This window comes from Bacillus sp. 5mfcol3.1, from assembly GCF_900114335.1.
Lineage (GTDB): Bacteria > Bacillota > Bacilli > Bacillales > Bacillaceae_G > Bacillus_A > Bacillus_A thuringiensis_S.
The window spans coordinates 16032-38224 of sequence record NZ_FOST01000015.1; the positions used below are offsets into that span (position 1 = coordinate 16032).

The following is a 22193-nucleotide window of genomic DNA, read 5'->3' on the forward strand; positions in this document are numbered from 1 at the left end:
AAACTATAAGAATGTACTTAAAATAATAGGGTGCGTATTTGTACAGAAACGTTTTAAATATTCAATAAGATGTCACAGGATTATTTGATAAATATGCTATAATTTAAATTGTAGTTCATTCTGTTCCGTATAGCCTAAACTACAATTAATCTATTCACCACTTAAGTATTTTCAATTTGTGTAGTTTAATTAACGCGCATAAAAAAACCAACTTAACTAGAGTTGGTTTTTTTATTATTATTATACTGAACCAATTAATAAATGTAGTTTATAAATCAATAGATAAACCAGAATATAGGTATATATGATTGAAAATTACTTTCTATTTCATATACATTTCCAAGCTAAATAGTAAAATGAGAGGAATTTTGATCAATATGAGAAAAATAGTCTTTGTTATATTATGTGTTGTTTACAATAATACCAGGGATAACGTCACTCATCTATCAACTTAAGAAAAATATATATTATGGGCAAGCATATAGTGTCAGCAATCGCATAATAAGTCACTTATTTAAATTGAGATATGGAACTTTTATGCATAATGGTCACGTAAAAGGAAAAGCTAACTTATATTCTTTTAAAGTTGGTGACCTTGAGATGCAATCTAATCCATATCATAGAAGTCTTACTCTGATAGAACTAGCAACATTGGTTATATGTAACATTTGTGGAATTGGTTTACTATCGTTACCAAATACTATTGCAAGTGGGACCTTGTTTGCGGATGGATGGATTATATTGCTTGGTTCAGGCCTTATAGTTGTTATTCTTGGCTGGATTGCTACAAAATTATCTGCTTATTTTCCGCTAATGTCCTTTTATGAATACACAAGTACATTAGTTTCAAGACCTGTGGCATTTCTTTTTTCGGTAATAGCGATATGTATTTATCTTTGTATTGCTGCTTATGAAATAAGAAGTATTTCTGTCATAGTAAATCTGTATTTAATGGAAAATACAGATGTTAAAATTATTGCTTTTTGTTTTGTATTAGTTCTTTCGTATGGTTTATGTGGATCAAGAATGGCTTTAATACAAATTTGCATCTTAGGTTTATATGTTGTTATAGTATCGCTTATTATATCATTTATATTGAATGTAAATAATATTGATTTCACTCATCTATTCCCGATTTTAAAAACACCACCAATGGGTTATATCCGTGGCTTAAAAAATTCTGGTTTTGCTTTCTTAGGATTTGAGGTTGTATTATATTATAGTTTCTTAGTCAGTAACCCTAAGAAAGCGCCAGTATATGTAGTAAGTGCGTTGTTAGTAGTAGTAATGTTATACACAATTACTTATTTAATTTGTATATGTGTTTTTTCTCAATCTGTTGTTCAAGAGTTGGTATATCCGGTTGTAGAATTAGGAAAAGAAGTAGAGATTGGGGAGTTTTTAGAAAGATTTGATGCCATTTTTTTTATGACTTGGATTATTACTATTTTCTCGACTACTTTAATCTACATAGATATGATGGTGATTGTGTTAACATCTATATTTAAGAAGACAAAGAAACATACTTTTGTTTTTATTTTAATGCCCATTGTATATATGATTTCCATATTCCCAAATGGTCAAGAAGAAGTAAGTCACTTTGGAAATATAGCTACAACAGCTAATTTCTTCTATATTTTAATTATCCCACCGGTATTACTATTAATTACTTTTGTAAAGAAAAAGAAGAGTCAAAGGCGTACGAATTAAGAATAATGTTAGCGAGTTAATACACACGTATATAAAAATTAATGCATATACATGAAAAAGCGTCGTCCATCACTATGGTACGGCTTTTTTGTTTTTTGCACTTTTTGGCATACACATAGAGTATGGTGTAGAGTGAGATAATGAAATTCGAGGTGTATATGGGATTCAGCCGGGATATGTGTAAAGATGGGTCATATCCTAGGTTCTATTTCCGTAATATAATCTTTTTCTATGTTTATAGATATATCAGGAGATTTTCATTAAAGTCTATATGAAGAACAGAACATTCTTTGTATAAATATATACTTTAAGTCGCTGGATATGTGGTGCTACCCAAAATTGAATGCTTTATTCATAAAATGTTCAATTTATATCTATTGTGAAAAAAATCACAATAGATATAATGAATATATATAAATGTTTTAAATAATTATAGTGTTTATATTTTTTTGAGAACTGATAAACGAGCTGCTTTTATATTGTCATATTCTTGCGGTTTTTTTATAAATATAATTGTTATTTTTAGATACATACTCTCTTTAAAGTTGAGAAAATATCCAGTTTAACCAAGATTTAAAATATCAATTTTTAATGTTTGCTTACGAAGGATTAGCTCTTCTATCAAATTTTTGTCTCCAAAATGTAAAATGTTTTTCAGAAAGCTGCCTTTAGTAACGTATGATTCGTAAGAAGGGGTTATTGTTTTTTTATTTGCTATTTCACCAAAATGTATAAGGAGAAGGTGATGAGGAGAATTGCATTTCCATTTGTATTAACAACTTCAAGAAGAAGAAAACCATTCTCTTTGCAACTTTGTGTGCAGGCGATATAAACTATCTTATCAGATACAGCGGCAATGTTTTTAGTAAATGGAATCGATTTCATTTCGCGAATAACAGTGCTTTTCTTTAGTTGGAAAAAGGGGAAATATGTATAGTCTGTCATTTAATCAAATTTTTCGTAAGTAACATATGCGCAATTAACCACATACATGGCATCTTTATCATTCACAGAATTTCAAATTGATTTCTTTCATGTTCGATTGTATTTATACTCATGTTTTTTTCGAGATAAATACTTTCCTTATCGATGAGGAAAGTCGCAAGTGGAGTTTCACTCCTATTTTGGTTTGATGAAACTCAGTCTATTTTTAGTTGATTAAGTTTAGAGTAAGCGCGTATATAAATCAATGATTTTCAATAGCATGTTCTTTCTATAATTTGAAAGCGTTTTCTTTTAGTGGATTATTTTATAAGATTACGAACCTTTTCCGCAAGAAATTATGTGTTTTAAGTAATGATTTGAAAGATGGTGAATTGGAGACTCGCAAACTCATTATCAGTAGTAAAGAAATTTTATGAAAAAAATGAGCTTTAAATAGCCTAGGGGGTGGTTTTCTCAGGGATAGAAAAAGTTGTTTTTTAATAGTTAAAGATTGATGAAACGAAGAAGAAAAGTTGTGTTGGTTGCGTCTATACGGAAAAAAATTAGGATGAAATATTTAGGAGGTATAGAGATGGTAGGGATTATCCTAGCAAGCCATGGCCAATTTGCTGAAGGCATTTTACAATCTGGCGCAATGATTTTTGGAGAACAAGAAAATGTTAAAGCTGTTACCTTAATGCCTAGCGAAGGTCCAGGCGATTTGAGGGCGAAAATGGAAGCTGCAGTTGCATCTTTTGATAATCAAGATGAAGTATTATTTTTAGTCGATCTATGGGGCGGTACTCCATTCAATCAAGCTAATGGCTTGTATGAAGAACACAAAGACAATTGGGCGATCGTTGCTGGTATGAGCTTACCAATGGTGATTGAAGCTTATGCATCTCGTTTATCAATAACGTCTGCTCAAGAAATCGCAGCACAAATCGTTAAAACAGCAAAAGAAGGGATAAGGATTAAACCTGAAGAGCTGGAACCCAAAGAAAGTACTGATACTGCAGTTGCTAAAGATGGAAAAGCAAAAGGCAGACTTGCTCCCGGTACAGTAGTTGGTGATGGGAAAATCAAGTTCGTTTTAGTCCGTGTGGATTCTCGTTTATTGCATGGTCAGGTAGCGACTGCATGGACAAAGTCTACACAACCAAATCGTATTATCGTAGTTTCAGATGCAGTGTCTAAAGACGATCTTCGTAAGAAATTAATCGAACAGGCGGCACCACCAGGGGTTAAGGCCAATGTTATTCCAATCAGCAAAATGATTGAAGTTGAAAAAGATCCCCGTTTTGGTAATACTAATGCACTAGTATTATTTGAAAACCCACTAGATGTCCTAAGAGTTATAGAGGCTGGTGTGGATATTAAAGAAGTTAACGTTGGTTCAATGGCCCATTCAACTGGAAAGGTTGTTGTAAATAAGGTACTTTCTATGGGAAGAGAAGATGTTGAAGCTTTCGAGAAAATGAAAGCAAAAGGCATTCATTTTGATGTACGTAAAGTACCTAATGATTCCCGTGCCAACATGGATGACATTCTAAAAAAAGCGAAGGTTGAATTAGCATAGTGACATAGCAAATTTAAATGAAATGGGGGATCATAGTGTCTACTATAGAAATAATTTTAGTAATACTAATTGCATTTCTAGCCGGTATGGAAGGAATATTAGATGAATTTCAATTCCATCAACCACTTGTGGCATGTACATTAATCGGTTTAGTAACAGGTAACCTGGAGGCAGGTATTGTTCTTGGCGGTACACTTCAAATGATTGCACTTGGATGGGCAAATATTGGGGCAGCCGTAGCGCCAGATGCCGCATTGGCATCTGTTGCATCGGCAATCATTTTAGTATTAGGTGGACAAGGTATTAGTGGTGTTGCATCAGCAATCGCAGTAGCGGTACCACTAGCAGTAGCAGGACTTTTCTTAACAATGATTGTTCGTACACTTGCTGTTCCTATCGTTCACATGATGGATACGGCAGCTGAAGAAGGAAATATTAAAAAAATTGAAGCGTTACACATCGCTGCGGTGTGTTTACAAGGGATCCGAATTGCGATTCCTGCCGGAGCACTTTTATTTATCCCTGCACAAAGCGTTCAAGGATTCTTGGAATCAATGCCTGCATGGTTAACTGATGGAATGGCTATTGGTGGTGGAATGGTTGTTGCTGTTGGTTATGCATTAGTTATTAATATGATGGCAACAAAAGAAGTATGGCCATTCTTCATTATTGGTTTCGTAATAGCCGCAATTTCTCAATTAACACTTATTGCACTTGGTGCATTGGGTGTAGCTTTAGCTCTTATTTATTTGAGTCTTTCTAAAATGGGTGGTTCTTCAAATGGTGGTGGAGGTAACTCTGGTGATCCACTTGACGATATCTTAAACGATTATTAATTCAGGAGGAGGAGAAGACAAATGGCAGAAAAAATTCAATTAACAAAAAGAGATCGCTTAGCCGTTGCATGGCGATCTACATTTATTCAGGGTTCTTGGAACTATGAACGTATGCAAAATGGTGGTTGGGCCTTCTCGATGATTCCAGCAATTAAAAAATTATATAAATCAAAAGAAGATCGAAAAGCGGCGTTAAAACGTCATTTAGAATTCTTCAATACACATCCCTATATTGCTTCACCAATTTTAGGAGTTACATTAGCACTTGAAGAAGAACGCGCTAATGGTGCAGAAGTTGATGATGTGGCAATTCAAGGGGTTAAAGTTGGGATGATGGGTCCTTTAGCCGGTGTTGGTGATCCAGTGTTCTGGTTTACTTTACGTCCGATGTTAGGTGCTTTAGGAGCATCATTAGCAATGGGTGGGAATATCCTTGGGCCAATCCTTTTCTTCTTAGCTTGGAATCTGATTCGTTGGGGATTTATGTGGTATACACAAGAATTTGGTTATAAAGCTGGTTCTAAAATTACTGATGATCTTTCAGGTGGATTATTACAAGATATTACAAAAGGAGCATCAATCCTTGGTATGTTTGTACTTGCAGCCTTAGTGGAACGGTGGGTATCAATTAAATTTAAGCCAGTCGTATCTGAAGTTCAGTTAGATAAAGGTGCGTATATTGAGTGGGACAAACTTCCCGGAAATGGTGAAGGGATTCGTCAATCTTTTGAACAAGTAAACTTAGGAATGGCACTGTCACCTACGAAAGTGACTACCTTGCAAGATAACTTAGATCAATTAATTCCTGGTTTGGCCGCATTGCTTCTGACATTCTTCTGTATGTGGTTGCTTAAGAAAAAAGTCAGCCCAATTGTTATTATTCTTTCATTATTCGTAGTTGGGGTAGTTGGTCACGTAATCGGACTTTTATAATTTAAGTTGCTGACGTTTTCAATTCTTTAGATTTATTATTTAGGAATTGTTGAAATTGAAGTGTAGTTTAGTAGCCTGTGAATCGATAATAGTTCGCATGCAAAAAGTGGCTGGAGATTATCGTTTCGGCCGCTTTTTGTATTAACTTAATAGTTTGAAGTAACGAATTATAAATAGGATAAATGAAATGGAGCGGATATGATGGTTCAATCAATTAATACAAAAGTAGATTTAGTAATAGATGCCACCGCTTTTACGGGACTTACAGACTATGGGAAAATTATGATTGGTGATAAAGGGTTTGAATTCTATAATTGTCGTGATACGCGCAAATTTATTCAAATTCCGTGGGAGGAAGTAGATTACGTTGTAGCCTCTGTGATGTTTAAGGGGAAATGGATTCCACGTTATGCGATTGAAACGAAGAGAAATGGAATCTTCACCTTTTCTTCTAAGGAACCTAAGAAAGTTCTTCGGGCTATACGAGAATATATAGATCCAGGTCATATGGCACAGTCCCTAAGCTTTTTTGATGTTATTAAACGTGGTCTTAAATCGTTAGGTAAAAAGAAATAGTAAAGTGAAAAGAAGGGTGTATTTTTCATATAGGAGCTAACATGGTTTGGGTGTAAAAATAGAATAAAAGATAATAAAGTATATAGATTCCTATCGGAATTGTATTTTTTGCTGCGAGTCCAAACAATTGGTGGATGAATTTTTGCAGGTTTTGTATAGACTGGTCCCCTAAATCAACTTGCTATTTTTTAACTGGGGGTCATCATACATGCCATCAAATCAATATGTTAGGTTGATTCCTATTTGTAAAAAAATGAAGTCCTCCCTATGAAATTGACAGGTATTGTATAAAAAGTGGATAATTTCGGGCAAATTATGAGATCAAAAGAAACAAGAAAAATTTTACGAGTGGATCCAGATGACATGATAGAAATTTTTTGCTAACTTGTAATAAAAAAATTATTTTTCTTTTTGGGGTGAATCTGTTTTCCTAAGTTGATGAACATGTATGATGCACTTACTCCTAATGATTTGGAGTAATACTCAAAAATGGAATGTAGATTAAAATACTTAAACTACCTGTTTTCTATATTATTTTGGTTGCTGTCAGCTACTCCTGTCGTTTTTCTTTAAGTTAGGGAGATGTATTTGAAATTTTGAAAGATCTTGGTGTATCGGTCCATCCCACAATCATCATGCTGCATATGCCTTTACAAAAAGCTTAGTTAGAATGTTTGGAGAACCAAGGGTTATAATAACAGACAAAGCACCAGAATAACTTTTTGTATTAAAAAAGTTAAAGAAACAATGATTTATAAACATACAGATTATTGTACCATCAAATATTTAAATCATTTTATAGACCAGGACCATGTGCATATAAAACACCACTTGGCCAAATCTGCAGAATTTCAAATTCCCTCTCATAATTCACGTACGATAAAGGGTATCGAGACCATTCATGTCTTATATAAATATTCAAAGAGGTTTCGCCTTTTTAACGAACAATGAACTTTAAAAATTACTGGTTATTTCCTAAACGATGTTCCGCATCTATCAACTTGTTTGTGCTTATTTCAAACTTTGCAGCAGAACTTACTAAGTAAAGGAAAAGTATTTGAATAAGTTTGTGTCTTCGAATAATAAAAACATAGACTTTATAATATTCTATGTAACGCTAATAACCTATTTACAAGTAGGGTGTAATTTTTTAAGCTAAATCTGGAATTTCTATTTCAGTAGAATAAATTCGAAAAAAGGAAAAGGACGAGTTATATGCTAAAAGGAAAAAAGATACTTCTATGTGTAACAGGAGGAATTGTAGTTTTTAAAGTGGCTGCGTTAACAAGTAAATTGACACAAGCTGGTGCCATTGTAAAAGTGATGATGAGTGAGTCAGCAATGAAGTTTGTTACGCCCCTTACATTTCAGGTACTTTCTCGCAATAATGTATATACAGATACATTTGATGAGAAAAATGCGGCAGTTATTGCTCATATTAATCTAGCAGATTGGGCAGATGTTGTACTTATTGCACCAGCTACAGCAAATTGCATTGGTAAATTAGCTAGTGGTATTGCGGACGATATGATTACAACGACTTTGTTAGCCACTACAGCTCCGGTGTGGGTTGCACCTGCTATGAATGAGAATATGTATAAAAATAAAATTGTTCAAACAAATATGATGACATTGAAAACATTAGGATATGCATTTATTGAGCCTAGGAAAGGTTTTTTAGCATGCGGTTATGTTGCAAAAGGAAGATTAGAAGAGCCTGAAATGATTATTGCGTGTTTAGAGGCGGCTTTTAGATGTGAAGCTATTTATAAGAGAAGAAAATATTAATACGGCAGGATCAACGCGTGAAAAGATTGATTCAATTCATTTTCTGGTGAATTTTTCTTCTGGAAATATTGGTATGAAATTCCTGAAGTTGCAGCGAATTAAGGCTATAGGTGCTATTAATTTCAGGACCTATAGCCTTAACTCTGCTACTGTACAATTACAATCTTCAAAAAATATGCTAGAAGGTGTACTTAAAGTATTATTCGACTGCGGATATCGTGTTTAAAACAGCTGTAGTTGAAGAGTATCATTAGAAATATGTTCCTGATAATAAGATAAAGAAGAATGGCGATGCGGTAACTGAGTTAGAAAGAACAGTGGATATTTTAAAATGTTAGATGAAAAGAGAAATCTTCAGTTACTAATCGGTTTTATGGCCGAACCCTATCGCTATCAAGCTAAGTTTAGACAACGACAAGTATAGTAGAGATTTTTTCTTGTTTAAAAGCTAGATTTAGAGAATTTAAAGGTTGGCATACGAAATAAACCCTATCGGGTTTCATTTTTTTGAATTAGGTCGCTTGATTATCAGACATGGTATAATTGTAAACGACACCTAATATATCAAAGACAGTTTTTTCTCGTGTAGCTTGATTTTGTAAACTTTTTTTGTTGTTCTTTTGTTAGCCCATGAACAATTATACGAGTTGGTAATTTATCAATCGTTTCTAGATAAGCATTGGAAATGGAATACTACCGGCAACGAATAATGGGAGCTGTATGAGCTGAGAGAGACTTAGGGGGAAGTTCCCTAGGTCTACTCACTTAGTTATCGCTGTAAGCGGACACTCCAGTAAAAGTGGATGGGCTGAACTGGCATTACGACGACTGTGGGAACAGTTAAAACCTTTGGGAGTTGAACTGAATTTAGAGAAGACTCAGATGGCCAATGTCCTAAAAGGAGAAACCTTCGGATTTTTAGGATATTGACCTGAGACGAATACCGAACTGAAATAAGAATGGCTTCTTCGTTTTCATGTTCCCGAAGAAGAAAGCTCGCACGGCAGTGAAAGCAAAAATTCGGGAACTTATTCAAAACTTAGGAGTGAAGCTAGCACAAGACTTGATAAAACAAATCAATGCCGTACTGACTGGATGGGTGAACTACTTCCGGGTTGGGAACTCTAGTCAAGCTTTCGGCGAAGTACGTGATTATACGGAGATGAAAATTCGCACACTGTTAACGAGAAGGAAACGCTGACGAAAGCGTAGCATCGGATAGCAGAGATGGAGTAACGAATATCTCTATGGTGTACTGGGGCTCTACTAGGACTGGAAAGTCCTTCCCCTGAAAAGTGCAGAGAGTTTTCGATGAAAGTGTCTGCACTTTGATAGGTCTCATAACCCTTTTGATGAAGTTTATGGGGTGAGGCTGGAAACGGGTCACAATTTATACCGTGTCAGTCTTTTACCCGACAAATCATATTTAAAACGTGGAAATCTTTATTTCAAATTCATCATTGGGAAACTATCAAACAAGAGCGATTAGAATGCCATGTGTATGGAAAACTCATTTCCATTTTTATCTGCTTTTCCACGATGTTTAAGATGCGCCAACTTCTGTTATGAAAGCACAAAAGAGAGCTAAGTGAATATAAAGCAATTGGGATGATTCAAGATCATCTATCTCTATTTTATCAAGCGATACAGAAAAATACCCAAGAAATAGCGAAGGTTCTGATCCCCTGTTTCACCTCCTACAGAAGAATGAATGCCCACTAATGCTTGTTTTGAAATCTTTCCCCTCAGCACATATATACATACCCTATCTATAATAATTTGACTACTGAGGGATATTTTCATACGCTAACTGCATTATAATATCTTTATGTTCCGGGTATTTTAATAAAAGACGCTCTTGGGTAAAGAGTTCAAAATCTTCAAATTCAAAACCTGGAGAAACCATACAACCAACTAAAGAACATGTATCTTTCTCCATAACTGTCGATCCAAAAATTGAATTTTTACTAACTAAAGCCTGAGGAACCTCTCCATTCTCTAGATTCATTCCTAATTTAATTTCATTATATTGTCCATTTTCTTGAATAACATGAATTTTTAGCGAACTTCCACCATGATAATACCATAACTCATCTGATTTCAAACGATGAAAGTGCGATACATCATTAGAAGTTAATAGAAAATAAATACTTGTATAGAGTTTTCGTTGTCTCACAAAGTTTACATGTAAACTTTTGTCTGTAACATGTTTCTCAGACGCAAATGTTCTTTTGTAATATCCCCCTTCCGGATGACGTACAAGACCTAGTTTTGATACCCAATAGTCTAATTCACTTATCTTCATAACAAATCCCTCTTCTCCCTTTTCAACTATTGCATTCATTTATTTATACGATTATTCTTTCAATACTACTATTTAACTGTTACTTCCATGTTTTTAACACTTTTTCCTACTGATTCAAATTATTCAATAGTATACCTTAAATATAGATCTATGATATTTCAAGTCTATTTGGCATACACAAAAAAAGGTTCTGGTGCAAAAAAGCTAAATGATTTGAAATAAGAGAACTAAAAAACGAACAGTGCATACCACACGATATGCCACTTCGTGTGAAAAAATATTTAAACAATATCATTGAACAAGACGACTGGTTTATCAAAAAACAGATTCGGAATATGTTTGGATTGAAATCATTGTATACAGCTACAAAAATGATTGCTGGAATAGAAGCTATGCATATGGTCAAAAAAGGACAAACTCTCCAAGGGGAGAAGTCTGTCCAAAGGCAGATATATCTGATCAATGAATTCTTTGGTTTAACAGCAGAACGTTCCATTACGCTAGGAATCTTTTACTCTTCTTTTATATCCCACTATTTTTGCAACAGAACCCTTATTTAAAGGTTCTAGTTTCTACTATTTTAGGAGTATTTTTATATGTTATATCATAAACAACTACTTGTAAATCGCTTCCATAAATTCCTTCCACTTTTGTAGTACCATCTATCGTTAAATCTTTGTTGTTATTAAAATTAACACCAGTAATTTGTTTTTTTTGCTCAGTTGTTAGACCTCTCCACATATCCGCTGTAGAATATGTATAGGTAGGATATTTAGTAGGACGTGGGAATCCAGGACCATAATATGTTGCACGTACTTTTAAATTTGATTTTACATCCGTTCCTTTTCCATGAAAATCTATGTCACCTGTGAATTTTTTCTTTAATAGATTTACTTCTACTTTATAAGTTCTACCTGCTGGCACTTTAATATTTTGCGGTGGAGCTGTAAGGGTTTCAGTTGTTGTATTTGTAGTTGTTGTATTTGAAGCAGAGTTGAATTCTGCATTTAAGTTTATTCCTCCTGGTAAGAGGATAGGAATTTTCAATAGACTAGTAGTGCTTGTTGCCTTAAATCCTTGAATAACAGTAGAACTCACAGAATTTGTAACTGCTTGTGAATACGATGCTGTCGTAAATGTTTGTTCTTGATCTGTAGTATTTTTAAATTCATTCTCACCTATATATTGTGGCTGTAAATCATTATAGTGCAAATTTTTTATATCATCAGCATTCAGATCAAAAGACATAGTAGTATTTTTATTTTCTAGTCGAATAATGTGATAATAGTCCCCTATGTCTTTTAATTTCAGATTATTATTATAATAATAATCTGAAATTTTATTCATTTGTTGATCAACATCTGTAATGATATTAGATGTAATTGGGCTTAAAATAGATGAATCGGAAGTATTTCCATTTATTTCAATCATTTTATTTTGTTGATTGTTACTTTCAGCCAAAGATGTGATGGACCCAAAACTTGTTAAAGCTAGAGATAATGATGCTGTTGTTACAATTAATTTTTTTCTCATTTTATGTCTCCTTTTATAATTGAGTAGAATTTATATTTCTGTAATAAACTTTATCAAAATTATTGTCGATAAATATATTATTATATATATATTTTATGAAAAAAATATGGATAATTATTGATATTTTTTCCTTCATTTTTTAAAAATTCTACTTAAATATAGGTTATAGTGATATATTTCTCGCTCCTTTTATATAGAAAAGCATCTAAAATGAGCTTTTTTAATACAAATATTACGGTTCTAGTGCAAAAATAGTGGGATATGAAAGAAGAGTAAAAGATTCCTAGCGTAATGGAACGTTATGCTGTTAAACCAAAGAATTCATTGATTAGATATATCTGCCTTTGGACAGACTTCTCTCCTTGGAGAGTTTGTCCTTTTTTGACCATATGCATAGCTTCTATTCCAGCAATCATTTTTGTAGCTGTATGCAATGATTTCAATCCAAACATATTCCGAATCTGTTTTTTGATAAACCAGTCGTCTTGTTCAATGATATTGTTTAAATATTTTTTCACACGAAGTGGCATACCGTACATACCCATCAACTTAAGAATGGAAGCGGAATGAACTTTCGTTCTTTTTTACAAAACCTAATTCTTTTGCGAGCTCTTCCAAAAGAGAAGGGGTTAAATGACAATACAACTCTTCAGAAAATAGTTGTAATTCCTCTTGAATCGAAAGATTCATAAAAAATATCATCCTTTCTAGCTAGTTTTTTAGAAAGAATAAGGGTAGTGAAAATTCTTAAGTTGATAAGCATGGTTAAAACATTCTATATAAGCAGAAAAGAAGTCTATATATAGACTTCTTCTTTTGATAGGAAACGATAGTAACCCTTAACGTTTTTTGTATATTAATATAATTTCAGTCACAACCATTCATTATATCATTGACTCGATAGCATTTTAAATAATCAATCTATTTGTATAATATTTAAAGAGGTTCTTATAGGGTTGGTCCCTGATAAAAACGTTGCCACATTAGGTAATACCCCCGAACCACCACCACTAGAACGATTTTCTATTTGTAAACTACTTGGCGCTAACACTGTAATAATTATTTCATTATCTATATGCAAATGAGTGTTTTGATTTGCAAGAGTTGTATCGGGATCTGCTGCCCAAATATAACTTCCTAGTATAGGGTTTCCATCTAATAATAATTCAATTGCTAACACTTTAGTTGTAACAGTTTCGGGGCCTAAAGGATTACCAGTATGAGTATAATGAACTTGATATGTCCCTGGTTCAAGAGTAACTGTATCAGGCCCTACAAAACCGATAGCACCTCCATTAATAATTTGTATTGTATCAATTGGTAAAGTAGTATTAGGACTAATGTCATCCAAGTTTGTAGCAGCAAAATACGCAGAGCTAGCAATTATCCCTGTAGGTCCTGTAGGCCCTGTAGGCCCTGTAGGCCCTGTAGGTCCTGTTGATCCCGTAGGTCCCGTAGCCCCCGTAGATCCCGTAGCCCCCGTAGCCCCCGTAGCCCCCGTAGATCCTATAGGTCCTGTAAGTCCTGTTGATCCTGCAGGCCCTGTGGGTCCCGTAGGTCCCGTAGGTCCTGTAGCCCCCGTAGGTCCTGTAGCCCCCGTAGGTCCTGTAGGCCCCGCAGGTCCCGTAGCCCCCGTAGATCCTGTAGCCCCAGTAGATCCTGTAGCCCCCGTAGGTCCTGTAGCCCCCGTAGGTCCTGTAGCCCCCGTAGGTCCCGTAGGAAGAGTAAAAGAAGGGATAGGTGGAAGCGTAGGACCAACTAAATTAGGATCAAAAGCAGCAGAAAGATATTCTTTCATATCTAAGTTTTTTTTATTTTTCATATAAACACCTCCAATAAGTCAACTAATCTATTTTTATAATACTTAAAGATGTTCTCACAGGATTGTTTCCTGATAAAAAAGTTGCTACATCAGAAAATACACCTGAACCACCACCACTAGAACGATTTATTATTTGCAAGTTGCTGAACATTAACACATTGATTAATATTTTGTTACTGATTTGTAAGTGAGTAAAATCATCTATACTAATAGTGTCTGGATCTGCCCCCCAGGTATAGCTTCCCATCACAGGGTTCCCATTTAACAACAACTCTATTGCAAGCACTTCAATGTTTGGTACTCCCAATGAATCACCAGTATGAGTATAGTGCACTTGATACGTTCCTGGTTCAAGAGTAACTGTATCAGGTCCTATAATCCCAATAGCACTTCCATGAATAATTTGTATTGTATCAATTGGTAAAGTGCTATTAGAACTAATGGAATTTAAATTTGTAGCAGCGAAGTACGCAAAACTAGAGAATACACTACCCGTAGCTCCCGTAGCTCCCGTAGCTCCCGTAGCTCCTGTAGCCCCCGTCGGTCCTGTGGCTCCTGTGACTCCCATAGGTCCTGTAGTCCCCGTAGCTCCTGTAGATCCCGTAAGCCCCGTAGGTCCTGTAAGCCCTGTAGTCCCGGTCGGTCCTGTAGGTCCTGTCGGTCCCGTCGGTCCCGTCGGTCCCGTAGCTCCTGTAGCCCCCGTCGGTCCCGTCGGTCCCGTCGGTCCCGTCGGTCCCGTAGCTCCTGTAGGTCCTGTAGGTCCTGTAGCTCCCGTCGGTCCTGTAGGTCCTGTAGGTCCCGTCGGTCCTTTTGGAAAAGTAAAGGAAGGGATAGGTGGAAGCGTAGGCCCAACTAAATTAGAATCAAATGTAGCTGCAGACAGATATTCTATAATATCCCTTTTGAAACCCTTCTGCATACATAAACCTCCAATGAATTAAAAATAGTCTCTTTATTGTAAAAATACAACTTGTATAATTATATTCATTCAACTAAAAATTGTTACACTACATCAGATATTTTAGAGATTGAACGATTCTATTGTAAATCTTAAAAAAGTATAGATTGGTTGGCAAATGAGGAGCAGTATTTAAGCAGTAGCGAATATTGTTGATGTTCATTATATGCAGTAGAGACGAAGTCTGATTCAAGACTTCGTCTCTACTTATAGGTTCGGGTGCAAAAATAATGAGATATGAAAAAAAGAACAAAAGATGCCTAGCGGAATTGAACTTTATGCTATTAAACCAAAGAATTCATTGATAAGATATGTCTTCCTTTGGACAGACTATGAAGGTTTGTGCCAAATGAAACAATACACGACAATGTGTACACTTGATTTGTCCACTATTCCGTGGATTGAGATGTCACACGTTCGTGCAATTTCATAAATATGTGGACTATCATACGCAGCATCTGCAACGGACAACAACACATTTTGTTCTTCTATATCTCGAAGTAATACAGAAGTCATTTTCCTATCATGTACGTTCACTGTTACAAATGCATAAGATCATTAACAAATACGTACTTTATATCCCTTATAGGGGTTCCGCCGCATGTCTGATAATCAAGCCACTTAATTCAAAAAAGTGAAACCCGTTAGGGTTTATTTCGTATGTAAATCTTTAAATCACCTACACTCGCCCTTTAGAAAAAAGAAACAATCTCACCTAAAATTGACTTTGCATAAGCTTAGCTTGATAGTGATGTGTTGTGCCCCCTATTAAAATAAATATAACAAGATTTGTTTATAAAACACCTATAAATATTCTTGAAAATGTTCACAATAAACTTGTGAGAATGTTCACAAGTTTATTGTGAAAATGTTCGCAATTTATCCATTGTGAAAAAAATGGATAGTGTTCATGATAAATATATAAATAAAAATCAATATTTCGGAGGGGGGGTTAATGTTTATTTATTTTTAAGAAATGATAAACAAGCTACTTTTATTTTTTTACATTAACCCTAATAAAAAAGGGAGAATTATATTATGAAAAATGTATATCCAAATTGTATTACTATAATAACCACATACAAGTGTACAGCTGCTTGTGCTGAATGTTGTTTTGAGTGTAACCCTAAATTAATTGCACGGGTTACTTTAGAACAAATGAAAAAATTTATAAAAGAAAGCAAAGAATTATTTGGAGAAGAGTTAAAAGGCGTTGTATTTACAGGGGGAGAATGTTTTTTATTAGGTGATGATTTAGTAGAAGTTATTTCATATGCAACTAAATTAGGACTAGTTACTCGATGCGTTTCTAATGGTTATTGGGGAAAAAATCCTAGACTTGCAAAAAAAACATTGAAGCGTTTAAAAGAAGCCGGATTAAAAGAGATTAATATCTCTACGGGGGATGATCATCAAGAATATGTCCCATTTGATAGTGTAATAAATGGTGTTATTGAAGCATGTGAATTAGGAATAAGTTCTCTTATAGTAGTAGAAGGTCATGAAAGTTCAAAGTTTAAATACATGGACACAATAAATAATCAAAAATTTTTAGAATTCAAGAAAAATAGTGCAAATGCTGATTTATTACATGTAATAAATAATGTTTGGATTCCATTTAATAAGGATAGAAAAATAATACATAATGATTCGTTAAAACAAACTCCTAATAAATCTCTTAACTTTAAAGGATGCGATAATATGTTCCAAAATATTGTGTTAACCCCACACAATAAAGTTGCCAGTTGTTGTGGTTTAACTATGGAACACATACCAGAAATGAAAATGGGAAAATATATAGAAGGATCTCTAGAAAAATATTTTAATAACCAATTAAGAGATTTCCTTAAAATATGGATATGGGTAGAAGGTCCAGAAAAAATTTATTATTTCGCTTCTCAAATGAATAATAAAGTTCAATACAATTCTAATATCACTCATAACTGTCAAGCATGTGCTGAAATATACCAAAATGATTTGATAAAAAAAACCCTATTAAACCACTGGGAAAAAGTCTATGATGATGTAATGTTCAAATATGAATTAAAAAGAAAACAATTCCAAACAGAAGCATCATTTGCTATATATTAAGTCTAAAAGAACTATATAGTTCTTTTTATATAAAAAAATTAAAGGAGAAAATAATTATGGAAAAAGAAAGAATTTATGGATTACCAGCTAGTTTAAATCCAAACGTTTATTCTATTGAGGGATTTCATATCCCTATTCAAAGAAAAAACAACAGTAAATTGGAAGAATGCGTAAAAAATATAATGACTTCGAGTTCTGAAGCTAAAAAATTTCTTGAAAATCCTAAAGTGTATCTAAATTCAAAAGGAATAACAAATTCTAATTTAAATGTTAGTGAATTTCTTTTTAAAAAAGTATCTGTAATTGCGGATGAAGCCGTTTCGATTGCTGTACAAGAAAGAAATGCCAAAAAATTTGTTGATATTATGATAGACAAAGGTTTAATTCCTCAAAGTTTTGTTAACAGTCAAAAAGAATCTCCTGAACCTAGAGTTGCATGGGCTGTAGTAGCTGTTACTCCAGCAGTTGTGTATACTACTTTAGGAGTCGTTGGTACAGCTGTAGCTGTAGTTGCAGCAGCTGTTTATATTGGTGTAAAAGTAAAAAGCGCTAACTTTCAAAATACTGGATGGTTATCTATGAAATTAGATGAAAGTATGTCTCAACCGCTATCCATGTCTTTATTATTAGGTGATGAAAATTTTGCGAAAAAAGTTGATAAGGAAATTATGTATAGAGTTGAAAAAGAAGTTGGGAAACTTGTAAATAAATACAAAAACTTTTCCCCTATCAAAAATTTAAAATCTATTGAAAGTTGTACCCAATAGATTTTAATCCAATAAAATTATTATACATTTTAATTTCTAAATCAAGAAACATAAAGTTTTTTACTTTATGTTTCTTGATTTTCAGTAGCATAAAAAATATTCGGTGCAATTTTTATAAATTTATTAAATTATATTTTACAGTCTATGACAACATCACTGTCACTCTTCTTATTTACACTCTAAACATATAAAATACATGATGCTGCGTCAAAAAAATATACTGTAAGAGGAGTAACTTAATGAATACACTAAAAAAGATTTTTTTTTATAAAAAAAGATTTTTAATTTTAATAATTATGTTGGTAGCTTTTACAACTATAAGTAGTTTACCTATACCTTATTTGTCCAAATATATTATTGATGATGTTTTATTGAGAGGAAACACATCTCTATTGTATAAAATACTCTTAATAACACTTTTAATTGTTATTATTCAGTTATCCGTAGGAATAATAATTAGTTATTTAACATCTTTATATTCACAAAATATAGTTAAAAATATCAGATTACATCTTCATAAAAAAGCCTTTAAATCACAAACAAAAAAGTCACTATCCTTGGACTATAATCACCTGCAAACTATTATATTCAATGATTCTGATATAGTAGGAAATAGTGTTCAAGAAATTTTCTTGAGTGGGTTATCTAACTCATTGATGCTCATCTTATATTTTTTTGTTCTATTAAAAATTAACATCCATCTCGCTTTAATTTCTATATTAACTCTACCAATATTTTTTGTGACATTTCATTTATTTAGAAAAAAACTACAATTATTAAGTATGTCTGTTCAAACAGACAAAGATGTAATGTTTTCCACTCTAAATGAAAATATTAGTGGGAAGAAATTTTTACAATCTACTGAAAGTTTAAATAACCGAACATTTATTTTTCAAAAACATCTAGAAAATCTAAAAAAAAGTACCGTTAAACTTGTAAGTATCAATAGTTTTCTAGGTATTTCACTTTCTCTAATATCCCTAATTGGCCCTTTTAGTATACTACTATATGGAGTCACACTAGTAAAAAATAATATACTAACTATTGGAGAACTTATGGCTTTTTATAGTTATGCTGCTTTAATTTATCCACCTCTAATGGAACTTATAGGAATTTATCCCAAATTACATATATTGTCTGCTCCGATCTCTCGTATTAAAAATATTTTAGAAACTGAAGAATTACATGAAAATGGTGTACTGGCTATTAAAAATGGTTATGCTGAAAATCCTATCATTGCCATTAAAAATGTTACCTATTTCACCCCAAGTAATAATAGATTAATATTCAAAGAGATTAACTTATCAATTCAAATAGGTGAAAAAATACTATTAAAAGGGGATAATGGCAGTGGAAAAACTACTTTATTTGAAATAATTATTGGATTAAAAAAATCATATGACGGTGACATTAAAATATTAGGTCAAAATGTTAATGAATTATCTACTCAAGAAATTTGTAAAGTAATAGCATATGTTCCTCAAGAGAATTTTTTTTTTAAAGGTTCTATACTATATAATTTAACTTTAGGAGTATCTAATTTTGAAATGGATCGAGTAAATGAAATGGTAAAAACATTTAAATTAAATAATTTTATAAATAGTTTAGATAATAAAATCAATACAGAAATAGATAAAGTTATTACAAATCTAAGTAGTGGACAAATCCAAAAAATAAAACTAATTCGTTCTTTACTACAGAATCCTCAAATTTTATTAATAGATGAAGCATTTTCAAACCTAGATAATGAATCTTTAATTTCAATAATAAACTATATAAATGAACAATTTCCTAACATGGCTGTAATATTTGTTAATCATAACTATTCAAAAGTATTAGAGCAATTTACAAATAAAATTTATAATATATCTAACTACTCGTTAAACTAAATAAAATAATTTAACAATGATAAAGATTTAGTAACCAGTCATATGAGACGCTCAAAAACCTTATTTAAGGGTAAATTAGTTAAATATCATACAAATATTTCCGATTTAACATTCTAAGTCCGCAAAATCCTAATGCTACTTCATATAGAAAATTAAGGTTTATTAAAGTTGAAATGGTAATTAAAGGATAGCGAAAACGTAAGGAGGAAATTTATATGACAATGTATATAATAGGTACTTTGTTTTCAATTATAGCAATCTTATTTTATAAAAAAAAGGCTTTATTTTTAATAGCTGGTTTTGATAAAAATGAATTTAGCGAAGTACAAATAAATAAGTTAACAAAGACAATGGGAGACTTTATGTTAAACATAGCTATATTAATAATAGCAAATAGATTATCTGATCAATTTGTTCCTAATACAGTTACAAAAAACTTCGTTGATAAAGTTATATTAGTTGAGTTTGCTATTTCATTAATTGTACTTACCTATAAACTTTTTAGTCTTAAAAAAGTTACTTAATAAAATAACATTTAACATAACTTTGATAGATAAAATTTAAAAACGCAAAAGAAAATTTATATAAATTGAATGTTTTTGTCCAAATTAGGGTGTTTTTGCCCATTTTTGGGGAATGGGCAAAAACACCCTAGAAGAAAAAGCATTTATTGGTTATGATGGGCCATTAATTGAATTTATAGATGGATTAATATTTTGGGTATTGCAGATTATTTGAGACAAGAATGGATGCTAGCAGTCTTAAATCTATTTTTATTAATAAATTTAGTTAATTCTTTTCCATTTAAGCCTTTGGGGGAATATTGGATTTTAAAGATAGTTGGCTATAGAATAGCATAATACAGAAAACGTTATTTGGTTTGAGGGTGTTGCAAAACTAAAATAAATATGCAATGTTATGAATCAGAAAAACTAGCTGGACATGCAATAAGTAACGATGTTTTCCATACCAACGGGGCTGTTTCAGTCCCTGATCTTTGAGTTTACTAAACTGTTGCTCAATGAATTATACAAGCTACTCCGTAAGGCTGTACTATCAATTAAGACGCAAGGAATCAACCCTAAATTTATTTCTTGAAGAATTTGCTTATGAATTAATGAAATGCCTTCTTTACGAAAACAAGTGCCTACCCGTGAAATTGTATAGATATGAGGGACGGAAGATAGACCACAAGATGCACGAAATATAGGATATTGATGTAAAAAACGAGTTAATTTTCGTAAAGAATCAATTTGAAATACGGTTTTCGAGAAAAAACATTTGAGTAAGGCTTTTCTACAGATAGGTGGTCGACCAATAACGGGCGGAACGCCTACAATGGTTAAGCTATCTACATACGCAAATAAAATATGTAAAATGGATTGATTTTCATCAAAATTGGTTATTATACTAGTAAATCCGTCCTTTCTGGAGATAGTTTGGGATACTATCATTCTTCAAAGAAAACGGATTTTTTTATGCATTCAATTTTGAATATTTATGAGTTTTGCAACACCCTCTGGTTTATTTATTTTAATGGGTTTTGGTTTAAGTATTTATTTTAAAAATTGGTAGTATCAAAATCAATATTTTTAGATGGAAATTTGATGATTCCAAGAAAAAAAGAGAAGTATCTTTAACTTATAAATCAGAATAAAATACGGATGGGATTGATATTTATTAACCAGGTGCAGGGTTAATTGGAACGATTCAGGGAAAAAATAAGGAGATTAATATGTTTAAATTAACAACAACTGTGCCACAAGGAGAAGTTAGTAAAAATGATTTAAATAATGATATTTCACTAAAGACTCAATATGGATATGCGGTTTCTTATATCAGTTTAATGTTGGTTCAATCTGTTTTCTTATACTATATTCATGGGTAGGTAGATATCTACATAATATTTTTAAGGAGATTAATTATGTTATCAAGTAACGTTCAGGGCTCTGCTAAAAAGAAAAGAAAGATTATTATTGGTGTTATTACATTATTTTCTATTATTATAGCAATTAATATTTTTTTAATGCAAGGAAAGAAAAAAGAAAACAAAAAAGTAGATGCTGTAAGTTTGGAGAAAGTAACAGAGCGCAAGTTTAATAATACGAAGTTAATTTCTGGTCAGGTGAAGCCGGGGAATATTGAAAGTTTCTATGCGGATCCGGCCAAAGGAAAAGTGAAAGATATTGAGGTAAAAGAGGGACAAGAGGTAGAGAAAGGTACGAAGTTATTCTCTTATGATAATGAAGAGATTAATCTTCAAATGAAGCAAGCTGAGCTTGATCAGAAGATGGCTGATATGCGTTATGATCAAGGGAAAAAGAAGATTGATTCGTTGAATAAAGAAATTAAGAAGGCAAAAGATAGTGGTGCTGGGAAAGAAGTAACAGACCCAATGGAAGAGCAAGTAAGTGAATTAGAGATGGGGCAAAAAACAATTGACCTTGAGAAAGAAAAAGGAAAGATACAAAAAGAAGAGTTA

Annotated in this window: 16 protein-coding genes and 8 pseudogenes; 16 read left to right on the forward strand and 8 right to left on the reverse strand. The window is 32.7% G+C overall.

Going from position 1 to position 22193, the window contains the following annotated elements:
• Window positions 1-537: 537 nt before the first annotated feature.
• From BM089_RS28450 to BM089_RS28495, 9 genes and pseudogenes are all read left to right on the forward strand, one after another.
• Window positions 538-1710, forward strand: a complete 1173-nt coding sequence (locus BM089_RS28450; protein ID WP_090978768.1) for a GerAB/ArcD/ProY family transporter — start codon at window positions 538-540, stop codon at window positions 1708-1710.
• Between the two features lie 1516 nt (window positions 1711-3226).
• Entirely contained in the window at window positions 3227-4213 is a 987-nt protein-coding gene (locus BM089_RS28455; protein WP_090978770.1) for a mannose/fructose/sorbose PTS transporter subunit IIA, read from the forward strand.
• A 35-nt stretch (window positions 4214-4248) separates the two neighbouring features.
• Window positions 4249-5049: a PTS mannose/fructose/sorbose transporter subunit IIC gene (locus tag BM089_RS28460; RefSeq protein ID WP_090978772.1), complete on the forward strand. Its 801-nt coding sequence runs from the start codon at window positions 4249-4251 to the stop codon at window positions 5047-5049.
• 21 nt (window positions 5050-5070) lie between these two features.
• Window positions 5071-5982, forward strand: coding sequence for a PTS system mannose/fructose/sorbose family transporter subunit IID (locus BM089_RS28465; RefSeq protein ID WP_090978774.1), 912 nt, complete (start codon window positions 5071-5073; stop codon window positions 5980-5982).
• A 201-nt stretch (window positions 5983-6183) separates the two neighbouring features.
• A complete protein-coding gene (locus BM089_RS28470) occupies window positions 6184-6558 on the forward strand; it encodes a DUF956 family protein (RefSeq protein WP_090978776.1) in 375 nt (124 codons plus the stop codon).
• Between the two features lie 500 nt (window positions 6559-7058).
• Window positions 7059-7516 (forward strand): annotated as a pseudogene (locus BM089_RS31650) (DDE-type integrase/transposase/recombinase).
• Between the two features lie 257 nt (window positions 7517-7773).
• A pseudogene (gene coaBC, locus BM089_RS28480) lies at window positions 7774-8728 on the forward strand (bifunctional phosphopantothenoylcysteine decarboxylase/phosphopantothenate--cysteine ligase CoaBC); the annotation flags it as partial.
• Between the two features lie 383 nt (window positions 8729-9111).
• A pseudogene (locus tag BM089_RS28490) lies at window positions 9112-9616 on the forward strand (group II intron maturase-specific domain-containing protein); the annotation flags it as partial.
• 146 nt (window positions 9617-9762) lie between these two features.
• Window positions 9763-10029 (forward strand): annotated as a pseudogene (locus BM089_RS28495) (IS4 family transposase); the annotation flags it as partial.
• A gap of 100 nt (window positions 10030-10129) precedes the next feature.
• Here the strand turns inward: BM089_RS28495 and BM089_RS28500 are convergent.
• Window positions 10130-10651: a cupin domain-containing protein gene (locus tag BM089_RS28500; protein WP_090978778.1), complete on the reverse strand. Its 522-nt coding sequence runs from the start codon at window positions 10649-10651 to the stop codon at window positions 10130-10132.
• Between the two features lie 218 nt (window positions 10652-10869).
• On the opposite strand from BM089_RS28500, the pseudogene BM089_RS28505 reads away from it, so the two are divergent.
• Window positions 10870-11136 (forward strand): annotated as a pseudogene (locus BM089_RS28505) (DDE-type integrase/transposase/recombinase); the annotation flags it as partial.
• 67 nt (window positions 11137-11203) lie between these two features.
• On the opposite strand, the gene BM089_RS28510 reads toward BM089_RS28505, so the two are convergent.
• The 6 genes and pseudogenes from BM089_RS28510 to BM089_RS30830 form a co-directional block, all read right to left on the reverse strand.
• Window positions 11204-12184, reverse strand: coding sequence for an ETX/MTX2 family pore-forming toxin (locus tag BM089_RS28510; protein ID WP_090978779.1), 981 nt, complete (start codon window positions 12182-12184; stop codon window positions 11204-11206).
• A 299-nt stretch (window positions 12185-12483) separates the two neighbouring features.
• Window positions 12484-12720: pseudogene (locus BM089_RS28515) on the reverse strand (DDE-type integrase/transposase/recombinase); the annotation flags it as partial.
• Between the two features lie 13 nt (window positions 12721-12733).
• Window positions 12734-12874: a hypothetical protein gene (locus BM089_RS31260; protein WP_175495706.1), complete on the reverse strand. Its 141-nt coding sequence runs from the start codon at window positions 12872-12874 to the stop codon at window positions 12734-12736.
• A gap of 226 nt (window positions 12875-13100) precedes the next feature.
• On the reverse strand, window positions 13101-14006 hold the full coding sequence (locus BM089_RS31815) for an exosporium leader peptide-containing protein (RefSeq protein WP_276565355.1): 906 nt from the start codon (window positions 14004-14006) through the stop codon (window positions 13101-13103).
• Window positions 14007-14028: 22 nt separating this feature from the next.
• Window positions 14029-14925, reverse strand: coding sequence for an exosporium leader peptide-containing protein (locus BM089_RS31820; RefSeq protein WP_276565356.1), 897 nt, complete (start codon window positions 14923-14925; stop codon window positions 14029-14031).
• 376 nt (window positions 14926-15301) lie between these two features.
• Window positions 15302-15519, reverse strand: a pseudogene (locus BM089_RS30830) (ISNCY family transposase); the annotation flags it as partial.
• A 483-nt stretch (window positions 15520-16002) separates the two neighbouring features.
• Between BM089_RS30830 and BM089_RS28530 the strand changes: the two are divergent.
• The 4 genes from BM089_RS28530 to BM089_RS28545 all read left to right on the forward strand — a co-directional run bounded on the left by BM089_RS28530 (window position 16003) and on the right by BM089_RS28545 (window position 20235).
• Window positions 16003-17055 carry a radical SAM protein gene (locus tag BM089_RS28530; protein WP_090978781.1) on the forward strand — a complete coding sequence of 351 codons (1053 nt, stop codon included), beginning with the start codon at window positions 16003-16005 and terminating at the stop codon, window positions 17053-17055.
• A gap of 56 nt (window positions 17056-17111) precedes the next feature.
• A complete protein-coding gene (locus tag BM089_RS28535; protein WP_090978783.1) occupies window positions 17112-17822 on the forward strand; it encodes a hypothetical protein in 711 nt (236 codons plus the stop codon).
• A 239-nt stretch (window positions 17823-18061) separates the two neighbouring features.
• On the forward strand, window positions 18062-19711 hold the full coding sequence (locus BM089_RS28540; RefSeq protein WP_090978785.1) for an ATP-binding cassette domain-containing protein: 1650 nt from the start codon (window positions 18062-18064) through the stop codon (window positions 19709-19711).
• Window positions 19712-19926: 215 nt separating this feature from the next.
• Window positions 19927-20235, forward strand: a complete 309-nt coding sequence (locus BM089_RS28545; RefSeq protein WP_090978787.1) for a DUF3784 domain-containing protein — start codon at window positions 19927-19929, stop codon at window positions 20233-20235.
• A gap of 373 nt (window positions 20236-20608) precedes the next feature.
• Here the strand turns inward: BM089_RS28545 and BM089_RS28555 are convergent.
• Window positions 20609-21120, reverse strand: a pseudogene (locus BM089_RS28555) (transposase).
• Window positions 21121-21446: 326 nt separating this feature from the next.
• On the opposite strand from BM089_RS28555, the gene BM089_RS31655 reads away from it, so the two are divergent.
• The gene (locus BM089_RS31655; RefSeq protein ID WP_254791375.1) at window positions 21447-21599 is read left to right on the forward strand and encodes a hypothetical protein; all 153 of its coding nucleotides are present in this window, start codon (window positions 21447-21449) and stop codon (window positions 21597-21599) included.
• A gap of 36 nt (window positions 21600-21635) precedes the next feature.
• Window positions 21636-22193: efflux RND transporter periplasmic adaptor subunit (locus BM089_RS28565; protein ID WP_139213349.1), on the forward strand; the 558-nt coding region annotated here is incomplete at its 3' end.

Excerpts from the sequence above, each read along its gene's own strand:
- BM089_RS28450 (WP_090978768.1), top strand. The coding sequence starts at position 538 with ATGCATAATGGTCACGTAAAAGGAAAAGCTAACTTATATTCTTTTAAA.
- BM089_RS28455 (WP_090978770.1), top strand. The coding sequence starts at position 3,227 with ATGGTAGGGATTATCCTAGCAAGCCATGGCCAATTTGCTGAAGGCATT.
- BM089_RS28465 (WP_090978774.1), top strand. The coding sequence starts at position 5,071 with ATGGCAGAAAAAATTCAATTAACAAAAAGAGATCGCTTAGCCGTTGCA.
- BM089_RS28470 (WP_090978776.1), top strand. The coding sequence starts at position 6,184 with ATGGTTCAATCAATTAATACAAAAGTAGATTTAGTAATAGATGCCACC.
- BM089_RS28500 (WP_090978778.1), bottom strand. The coding sequence starts at position 10,651 with ATGAAGATAAGTGAATTAGACTATTGGGTATCAAAACTAGGTCTTGTA.
- BM089_RS28510 (WP_090978779.1), bottom strand. The coding sequence starts at position 12,184 with ATGAGAAAAAAATTAATTGTAACAACAGCATCATTATCTCTAGCTTTA.
- BM089_RS31260 (WP_175495706.1), bottom strand. The coding sequence starts at position 12,874 with ATGAATCTTTCGATTCAAGAGGAATTACAACTATTTTCTGAAGAGTTG.
- BM089_RS31815 (WP_276565355.1), bottom strand. The coding sequence starts at position 14,006 with ATGAAAAATAAAAAAAACTTAGATATGAAAGAATATCTTTCTGCTGCT.
- BM089_RS31820 (WP_276565356.1), bottom strand. The coding sequence starts at position 14,925 with ATGCAGAAGGGTTTCAAAAGGGATATTATAGAATATCTGTCTGCAGCT.
- BM089_RS28530 (WP_090978781.1), top strand. The coding sequence starts at position 16,003 with ATGAAAAATGTATATCCAAATTGTATTACTATAATAACCACATACAAG.
- BM089_RS28535 (WP_090978783.1), top strand. The coding sequence starts at position 17,112 with ATGGAAAAAGAAAGAATTTATGGATTACCAGCTAGTTTAAATCCAAAC.
- BM089_RS28540 (WP_090978785.1), top strand. The coding sequence starts at position 18,062 with ATGAATACACTAAAAAAGATTTTTTTTTATAAAAAAAGATTTTTAATT.
- BM089_RS28545 (WP_090978787.1), top strand. The coding sequence starts at position 19,927 with ATGACAATGTATATAATAGGTACTTTGTTTTCAATTATAGCAATCTTA.
- BM089_RS31655 (WP_254791375.1), top strand. The coding sequence starts at position 21,447 with ATGTTTAAATTAACAACAACTGTGCCACAAGGAGAAGTTAGTAAAAAT.